Consider the following 8729-nt stretch of genomic DNA (forward strand, 5'->3'; position numbering starts at 1 on the left):
AGGTATCCTTCGTGGGATACCTTTTACTTTTGTTACTTTGCAACTTCTGTCCACTTGTAGTTAAATTCACCACCGAAGTCAGTTGTTACAAGTCCTTTAATGAAAGAGCGTTGTAAGTAAGAACGACCTTGTTGGTATAAAGGAGCGACAGCGCCGTCTTGTAATAGAATTTTTTCAGCTTGCTTCATTGCTTCAAAGCGTGCTTTTTCATCGCCAGCTAAATCTGTTTTCACTTTATGAATTAGCTCATCGTACTCTTTGTTAGAGTATTTATCGAAGTTATAAGCACTATCTGTTGTAAATAGATCTAAGAATGTAATTGGATCAGCGAAGTCAGGGCCCCAGCCGTCAATACCAATTTCATAGTCACCACTTAATAGTAGTTTTAGCTGTTGTTTACGTGGTTGTGGTTTTAAGTTCACTGTTAATCCGTCTAAGTTCTTTTCTAATTCACCTTTTAAATATTCACCAGTCTTTTTAGCTAAAGCATTGTCACTTGTTAATAGTTCGATTGTTACTTTGTCAGTACCAAGTTCTTGTTTTGCTTTTTTCCAGTTTTCTTTCGCTGTTTTCACATCATCCTTGACTAGATTTCCATTTTCTTTACGGAAGTCGTTGCCTTCTGGGCTCTTTGCGAATTTCGCAGGAACCATTCCTTCAGCTGGAACCGCGCCGTTATTTAAGATTGTTTCTACGTAAGCTTTTTTATTCATTGCGCCGTTAATAGCAAGGCGTGCATGTTGATTTTTTAATGTTTCATTTTTCTGATTTAGTCGTAAGAATTGAATGCCGACTTCAGCGCGTTCTTTGAAGTTTGGATCGCTCTTATATTTATCAACAAACTCTGCAGTTAAAGCAACACGATCAATTTGTCCTGAATCATATAAGTTCACTTCTGTAGACTTATCTTTAACGACATTGAAGTTGATTTCTTCTAGTTTTACAGTTTTAGCATCCCAATAGTTAAGGTTTTTCTTCAATTGGAAGCTTTGTTCATGTTTCCAGTTCTCTAATGTGAAAGCACCGTTGTAAATTAAATGATTTGTTTCTAAACCATATTTATCGCCTTGAGACTTTAAGTACTCTTCATTAATTGGTAAGAATGTTGAGAATGTCGTTAAGCTTAAGAAGTAGGGAACAGGACGGTCTAGTTGTACTTCTAACGTTTTGTCATCGACAGCTTTGACCCCTAGTTGATCAATTGGCAATTGTTTTTGGTTTATTTGTTTCGCATTCTTTATATCGAAGAATAAGAATGCGTATTCAGCTGCTGTATCAGGATTTACGGCACGTTGCCAAGCGAAGGCAAAGTCCTTTGCTGTAACAGGAGTACCGTTTGACCATTTTGAATCACGCAGATGGAATGTATATTTTGTTTTATCGGGACTAATGTCAACCGACTCAGCGACACCAGGAACCGGTTTATTATCTTCTCCCATTGCATATAACCCTTCAAAAACATTGCGCATTACGTTCATGGATTCCCCATCCGTTGCTTTTGCAACATCCATTGTTGGAATTTCTGAAGCGAATGATAAGTTAATTGCCTGTTTATCAGGTGCTTTATCGTTTGCTTTCGCTCCGCTTGCATTATCTTTATTTCCCCCGCAAGCAGTTAGTAATAGACTTGCCCCTAAAACAGATGCAACAACAGGTATAACTTTTTTCTTCATTGTTCGTTCCTCCCTAAATGTGTTGTTCGTAACGTCATAATGTCCATGTCTTGAAGTAGTTATAGAAGGAGATAAAACCTATTATAAATATTTGTTTATAGGTAATCAGGTGTTCTATATGTATATACATGTTGATCTATAATCTATCGTTATATGTTTCAACGCAGTAGACATTATATTTTGATGGTGAAATATTTCGTTTCTTTGATTATTTAGAATATTAACACTGGAAAGAACTATATGTCAATAATAAAAATAGATTGTTAATTTCTTAGAATAATATATTGAAAAAGCGGATTCTCATGTGTGAGAGAACCTATTTTTAATATATTTTGCTAAAAAAACAATTGGTGTGGGCTAATAATAAGTGGGGATGAAGAAACCCCCACTTATTAAAGTTTCACTTTATTTTTCAATTTTTGCCCACTTGAAGTTTAATTGCCCTGCAAAGTCTACTTGCACAATTCCTTTCACATAAGAACGTTCTAAATAAGATTCGCCTTTTTGGTAAAGAGGAGCGATAACAGAGTCTTTAAATAATATTTTCTCGGATGCTAGTAATGCTTCCCAGCGAGCTTTTTCATCACCAGCTAAAGTTGTTTTCACTTTTGCTATTGTTTCATCGAATTCCTTATTAGAGTAATGATCTAAGTTATAAGGGTTATTCGTTGTAAATAGCTCAAGGAATGTAATTGGATCCGCAAAGTCAGGGCTCCAGCCATCAATTCCGATTTCGTAGTCACCTTTTAATAAAAGCGAAACTTGTTGCTTACGCGGTTGCGGTTTTATATTTACTGTTAATCCATCTAGATTCTTTTCTAGTTGTCCTTTTAAGAATTCACCAGTTTTCTTATCAAGGTCAGCATCACTCGTTAATAATTCTAATGTTATCTTTTCAGAACCAAGCTCTTGTTTAGCTTTTTTCCATAACTCTTGTGCAGATTTTGTATCAACTTTTGTTAAATCGCCATTTGCAGTACGGAAGTCTTTTCCTTCAGGTCCTTTTGCAAAGTTTTTTGGAACGAGACCAAATGTTGGTGTAGATCCATCATTTAATAACGTATTTACAAAGGATTTTCTATCAATTGTTTGATCAATTGCTTGGCGTGCAGAAACGTTTTGAAGCACTTTGTTTTGTTGATTCATACGTAAAAATTGTACGCCTACGTTTGGACGTTCTTTAAAGTTAGCATCCTTTTTATATTTATCGACGAAGTCAGATGTTAGTTTTATACGATCTAATTGTTTTGACTCGAATAAATTTACTTCTGTTGATTTTTCTTTTACGACGTTAAAATTGATTTCTTCTAGTTTGACAGTATCTTTATCCCAATAGGTAGGGTTTTTCTTGAATTTAAAGCTTTGTTCGTGCTTCCAATCGCTTAGTGTAAAAGCTCCGTTGTACAAGATTGTATTATCTTCTAAAGCGTACTTATCACCTTGTGCTTTAAAGAATTCCTCGTTAATTGGTAGAAATGTTGGGAACGCTGTTAAGCTAATAAAATACGGAACAGGACGCTCCAATTCTACCTCAAACGTATGGTCATCAACTGCTTTTACACCAAGTTGGTCGGCTGGAAGTTCTTTGTTGTTAATTTTTGTTGCGTTTTTAATATCAAAGAATAGAAATGCATATTCAGAGGCTGTTGCTGGATCTACGGCTCTTTGCCAAGCGAACACAAAATCTTTAGCTGTAACAGGAGTGCCGTTTGACCATTTTGAATCTCGCAAATGGAATGTGTATTTCGTTTTATCGCCACTTACTTCATGAGATTTTGCAACACCAGGAACAGGTTTGTTACCTTCACCAAGATTATACAAACCTTCAAATACGTTTCTCATTACTTGACCAGAATCAGTATCTGTAGCACGAGCCGTATCCATTGTTCGTATTTCAGTAGGTGAAGATAAGTTTAAAACCTGTTTACTAGGTGCCTCGTCTTTTGCATTTGCTCCGCTTGCTTCGTTTTTATAACTACCGCAACCAGTTAATAAAATACTTACTCCTACAACTGATGCAATACCGGGTACAAACTTCTTTTTCATTTGATTTTCCTCCTAAATAATTAAGTTTGGATGATGATGAGGGAAATGAAAAATAAAAAATCCCTCTTTTCATATTGAGAAAGAGGGATTTTTACGTACAAGTTATGCACCCGTATATAAACGAAGTCCCTCATTCTATCTTTCAAGCATAAAGCTTGCAGGAAGTGGCACAGTATTCAAAATGAACCTGTTGCCGAGGTTTCAAAGGGCCAGTCCCTCCACCTCTCTTGATACAATGAGTAAACGAATAAATTTTATTAATTTTTGTGTTTCTTTGATAATTCAAAATCTTACACCTTGAATAATGAAGTGTCAACTAAATGAAATATAGTTTAAATTTTCAGTTTTATTAAACGAAAAAACCACTGCATAGGGCAGTGGTTTTTCTACTAGAAGTTAAAGTTATCTGGATCTGGACCAACGCGACGATCTTCATTTAAAGCTTGAATTGCTTTCATATCATCAGCACTTAATTCAAAGTCGAAGATGTTTGCATTTTCAATAATGCGATGTTCTTTAATTGATTTGGGAATTGTTACAACTTCGTTTTGTAAATCCCAGCGTAAAATAATTTGCGCAGTTGATTTATTATATTTTGTCGCAATTTCTTGTAACGTTGGATTATCTAGTAGTTGTCCTTGCATTAATGGTGACCAAGCTTCAAGCTGAATATTATGTTCTTTACAGAATGCATGTAACTCTTCTTGTGCTAAACGTGGGTGGTATTCCACTTGGTTGACCATTGGCTTAATTTCAGCAATTTCAAATACGTCTTGTAAGTGGTGAATGTGGAAATTACTCACACCGATAGCGCGAACACGGCCATCTGTATAAAGTTTTTCTAATGCTTTCCATGATTCGGTATATTTCCCTTTTACAGGCCAATGTACTAAATATAAATCTAAATATTCTAGACCTAATTTCTCTAATGTAGTTTCAAATGCTTGAAGTGTTGTTTCATATCCTTGATCGCTATTCCATACTTTTGAGGTAATAAATAATTCTTCGCGTGAAACACCGGATTCACGAATCGCTTGTCCAACGCCTTCTTCATTTTGATAGATTGCTGCAGTATCGATGCTGCGGTAGCCATTTTTAATTGCTGCTTTTACAGAATCAATTACTTCTGAACCATCTTCTACTTTAAAAACACCTAAACCAAACCAAGGCATTTTTACACCGTTATGTAATGTTGTATAGTCTTTTAAACTTGTTAAAATCATATTATTTCCCCCTAGCTTTTTTGTTTGTTGCTTCTACTGCTTTTTGAATTGCCTCTGAAAAATTATATTCGTATAAAGTTTTGAGACCCTCAGCTGTGGAACCACCTGGCGTTGTTACTTGTTCGCGGAGGTTAGCTGGATTTTGCGTTTGTTCGAGCATAGAAGCAGAGCCAGAAATCATTTGAATGACAAGATGTTTTGCGGTTTCTTCATCGACTCCATAACTTTTTGTTGTTTCAATTAAGCTTTCAGCAAAGTAATAAAGGAAGGCTGGTGCACTTCCAGTAACTGCAGTAAGCTGATGAACTTCTTCCTCAGTACAAAGTTGCGAAGTACCAATACCTTTTAAAAGCAGTTGCAGGGTTTCTTGATGCATCTCATTTACTGATTGTCCCATTGTATATAAGGAGATAGATTTTCCAATTTCAGCAGCTGTATTAGGCATAATCCAAGCAACAGGCGTGCCCTTTGGGAGTCTAGCTTCTAAATAAGATGGTCCAATGCCAGCTGCGACTGTTACGACTAGTTGATTTGATATTAACGGAGATAGCTCAGCTAATAACTCTTCATGAGCAGAAGGTGGCATTGCTAAAACAACCGTATCAACAGATGTAACATGCTGTTTCCAATCTGTTGCAGTAGACACATTATATCGATGTTGTAACTGTTTTAGCTTTTCTACGTTGCTTCGATTAGAGACGATAATTTCTTCGATGTACTCTTTGCTTGTTTTAAGTAATCCGGAAAATATAGCTTCTGCCATACGACCGGCACCAATAAATAAAATTCGATGTTTAGTTAGCATATTCTTTATTCCTTTCTAGTAGAGATATGTTATAAAAACGATATCATCTTTAAGAGAATGTTGTAAAAAGAAAAGACTTACCGTAGATGGAATGGATAATGAGAAGGCGGAAATTCATGCTAATATTAACTGTTATTAATCTCTTTATATGTGTAGCTGGTTTGCTAGAGTGGAAGAGCAATTATAAGGGGCAAGAACATACAAATAATTATATCTAGAAAATAATTAGAATTGAAAAACCCCTGAAGCATATATGCTTCAGGGGTTTACTAATAGAATATAAGATTATGCTTTTGTCATACCAAGTAATACAGCGCCGCCGATAATTAAAACACTACCTAGTGCAATAAAGATCAATTGACGTTTTGTTTTCTTTTCACCTAAGAATACAATCGCACCGAATGTTGAGATAACGATTCCAGTTTGAGATAATGGGAAGCTTGTTGCTACTCCAACACGTGGTAATGAAAGAAGTAAGAATAAGTTTCCAGTTCCCCATAGTAAACCAGACAAAGCATTACGGATTGCATATTTGTTAAACGGTTTATGTTTAGACGTCAGTACAACCGCACCAACAAACATACCAACTGCTTGTGGTAAAATAGCAGACCAACCATCAATATTATACCAACGAATAATAATTACATATACAAGATAGCCGAAAGTAGAAACAATTAAAGTAAGAAGTCCTTTTTTCAATTGTCCAGGTGGCTGAGCATTTTCTTTATCATCTAATGATGTGAATACAACACCAACTACAATTAATAGGATTGCAATCGTTCCCAGAATGATCGTTGTAGTAGTAGTCCACTCACGGAAAGCGATAACCCCAAAGATAGAAGTTGCAACAAGTTGCATACCAGTAGAAATCGTTACAGTAGTTGAAACACCTAGTTTTTCAACTGTTTTTAATTGGTTTACTTGTCCTAAAGCCCAGAATAAACCTGAAATAAAACCAACAATTAAGATTGTCATTGTTAAAGCTGGTTGAGTAAATACATACATAATTGTTGCGAAGAATAGAGCACCGATTGTCATACCTACCGTTTGGCTATATGCACCACCGCCCATTTTTACGCTTACTAATAAGATGTTTCCCCATGCAATTGCAGGAAGAAGCGCTAATAAAATGTCCATTACAAGACTCCCTTCGGTTTGCTATACCAATATAGTTACATATCGTTCTAACGATCGGTAATGCCCCACTAATAGAGTAGAAGATTACCGATCGCTAAAACAGGATGAAGAATTCACAATATAAATGCGTTTTCATTTCTTCATTTTTTGAAACACCTCCATATAATAACAGGAAATTGCCTATTTTAGAAAGTGAATTCAAATAAAATGTATATTTAAATAAGAGGTAAAATTCAGTTATTTCCCATTGGTATATTTTATTTCCTAAGAAATAAAGAAGCAGCTTCGACAAAAGCTGCTTTAAGAGTTAGTGATTCTTTTATTAATAAGTTGAATACATAGTAGAAATACGAGTGACATACCGATAGTAATAACTACAAGTGTCCAGGCGAGTTGCATATTACTTGCATCAATAGCCATGTAAATTGCAGTTGGGATTGTCTGTGTTTTACCAGGAATGTTCCCGGCAAACATGAGTGTAGCACCAAACTCACCGAGCGCGCGGACAAAGCTCAAAATCATCCCGCTTAGTAAGGCAGGAAATGCGAGTGGAAGTGTAACGTGCAGAAAAACTTGATATTCACTTGCGCCAAGGTCACGAGCACTTTCTTCAATTTGTACATTTGCGATAGAAAATCCCGTTTTCGCTGATTGGTACATAAGCGGAAATGCAACAACTGTAGAAGCGATAATCGCAGCAGTAGATGTGAACATAATAGACTGCTGAAATAATGATTCAACCCACTTTCCGATCGGGCTGTTGTTTCCAAAGATGATAATGAGAAAGAAGCCGATAACAGTTGGTGGAAGTACCATTGGTAATAAAAATATGGTTTCTAATAGTACTTTATATCGCCATGAGGAGCGAGCTAGTGCTCGCCCGACAATTGTCCCTAAAATTGTAACGAGAATAGTGGCGCACGCAGCTACTCTTAAAGATAGAAAGACAGGCGATAAAATAGCATCAATGCTCATAGTAATTACGACAGAACTGTAAATCCATATTTCTTAAAGATAGATTGTGCATCTTTTGACTGCAAATACTCATAAAATGAAGTCGCCTCTTTCTTATGTTTAGATTCCTTTATAACACCTAAAGGATAGTGGATTGGCTCATGAGAAGTAGCTGCTGCTGTCTCACCAATCTTTACTTTATCCGAAATGAGAGCATCTGTTTTGTATACGATGCCAGCATCGACATTCCCTGTTTCTACATATGTTAACACTTGGCGAACATCTTTTGTAAATACGACTTTATTTTGAACATCATTCCAAAGGTTTTCGTGTGTTAGAGAAGCCTTTGCATATTTGCCAGCAGGTACAGATTCAGGTGTACCAAGTGCAATTTTTTTGATTTTCTCATCTTTTAAATCTTGAAATTTTGTAAGTGAACTATCTTTAGGGATGACTAGAACTAGTTCATTTCCAAGAAGATTTTTCCCTTCTTTTTCACTAATGAATCCTTTTTTTACAAGGGTTTGGAATTTATCTTCTGCTGCAGAGAAGAATAAATCAGCAGGTGCACCTTGTTCAATTTGTTGTTGAAGTGCTCCAGAAGCACCGAAGTTAAAAGAAAGTTTGATATTTGGCTCTTTTTCTTTATATTGTTTTTCGATTTCTTTTAATGCATCTTGTAAGCTTGCAGCAGCTGAGATAGTCAGTTCAACTGTTTTATCCTCTTTAGCAGCTGACTTTGTATGCTTTTCCCCACTTGTACAAGCAGCACTAAATATAAGAAGGAAAGAAAGTATAAGTGCCCCGATGGAACGTAATGTAAATTTATTCATAAAAAAATCCCCTTTCGTTTTGATACATCTAATTATAACTAATTATATCTAAATATAA

At 35.8% G+C, this 8729-nt stretch carries 7 protein-coding genes and 1 riboswitch; all 7 genes read right to left on the reverse strand.

What is annotated here, in order from left to right; all coding sequences use genetic code 11:
• Nucleotides 1-32: 32 nt before the first annotated feature.
• The 7 genes from ABWK52_RS06000 to modA all read right to left on the reverse strand — a co-directional run bounded on the left by ABWK52_RS06000 (nt 33) and on the right by modA (nt 8671).
• Nucleotides 33-1673 carry a peptide ABC transporter substrate-binding protein gene (locus ABWK52_RS06000; protein WP_023520842.1) on the reverse strand — a complete coding sequence of 547 codons (1641 nt, stop codon included), beginning with the start codon at nt 1671-1673 and terminating at the stop codon, nt 33-35.
• A gap of 405 nt (nt 1674-2078) precedes the next feature.
• Complete coding sequence (locus tag ABWK52_RS06005) at nt 2079-3719, reverse strand: peptide ABC transporter substrate-binding protein (protein WP_000726474.1); 1641 nt, start codon at nt 3717-3719, stop codon at nt 2079-2081.
• Between the two features lie 132 nt (nt 3720-3851).
• Nucleotides 3852-3956, reverse strand: a riboswitch (SAM riboswitch).
• 152 nt (nt 3957-4108) lie between these two features.
• Nucleotides 4109-4942, reverse strand: a complete 834-nt coding sequence (locus ABWK52_RS06010; protein WP_098542244.1) for an aldo/keto reductase — start codon at nt 4940-4942, stop codon at nt 4109-4111.
• A gap of 1 nt (nt 4943) precedes the next feature.
• Nucleotides 4944-5747, reverse strand: coding sequence for a pyrroline-5-carboxylate reductase (gene proC, locus ABWK52_RS06015; protein WP_000956278.1), 804 nt, complete (start codon nt 5745-5747; stop codon nt 4944-4946).
• A gap of 285 nt (nt 5748-6032) precedes the next feature.
• Entirely contained in the window at nt 6033-6884 is an 852-nt protein-coding gene (locus ABWK52_RS06020) for a GRP family sugar transporter (protein WP_000353544.1), read from the reverse strand.
• Between the two features lie 300 nt (nt 6885-7184).
• Nucleotides 7185-7859 (reverse strand): molybdate ABC transporter permease subunit, encoded by a 675-nt coding sequence (gene modB, locus ABWK52_RS06025; protein ID WP_000020526.1) that lies wholly within the window; start codon nt 7857-7859, stop codon nt 7185-7187.
• 5 nt (nt 7860-7864) lie between these two features.
• Entirely contained in the window at nt 7865-8671 is an 807-nt protein-coding gene (modA, locus tag ABWK52_RS06030; protein WP_001032229.1) for a molybdate ABC transporter substrate-binding protein, read from the reverse strand.
• Between the last annotated feature and the right edge of the window lie 58 nt (nt 8672-8729).

It is taken from the genome of Bacillus sp. AP50 (assembly GCF_040492675.1).
Taxonomy (GTDB): domain Bacteria; phylum Bacillota; class Bacilli; order Bacillales; family Bacillaceae_G; genus Bacillus_A; species Bacillus_A cereus.

Coding starts and splice junctions, on each gene's coding strand:
- ABWK52_RS06000 (WP_023520842.1), bottom strand. CDS start 1,673: ATGAAGAAAAAAGTTATACCTGTTGTTGCATCTGTTTTAGGGGCAAGT.
- ABWK52_RS06005 (WP_000726474.1), bottom strand. CDS start 3,719: ATGAAAAAGAAGTTTGTACCCGGTATTGCATCAGTTGTAGGAGTAAGT.
- ABWK52_RS06010 (WP_098542244.1), bottom strand. CDS start 4,942: ATGATTTTAACAAGTTTAAAAGACTATACAACATTACATAACGGTGTA.
- proC (WP_000956278.1), bottom strand. CDS start 5,747: ATGCTAACTAAACATCGAATTTTATTTATTGGTGCCGGTCGTATGGCA.
- ABWK52_RS06020 (WP_000353544.1), bottom strand. CDS start 6,884: ATGGACATTTTATTAGCGCTTCTTCCTGCAATTGCATGGGGAAACATC.
- modB (WP_000020526.1), bottom strand. CDS start 7,859: ATGAGCATTGATGCTATTTTATCGCCTGTCTTTCTATCTTTAAGAGTA.
- modA (WP_001032229.1), bottom strand. CDS start 8,671: ATGAATAAATTTACATTACGTTCCATCGGGGCACTTATACTTTCTTTC.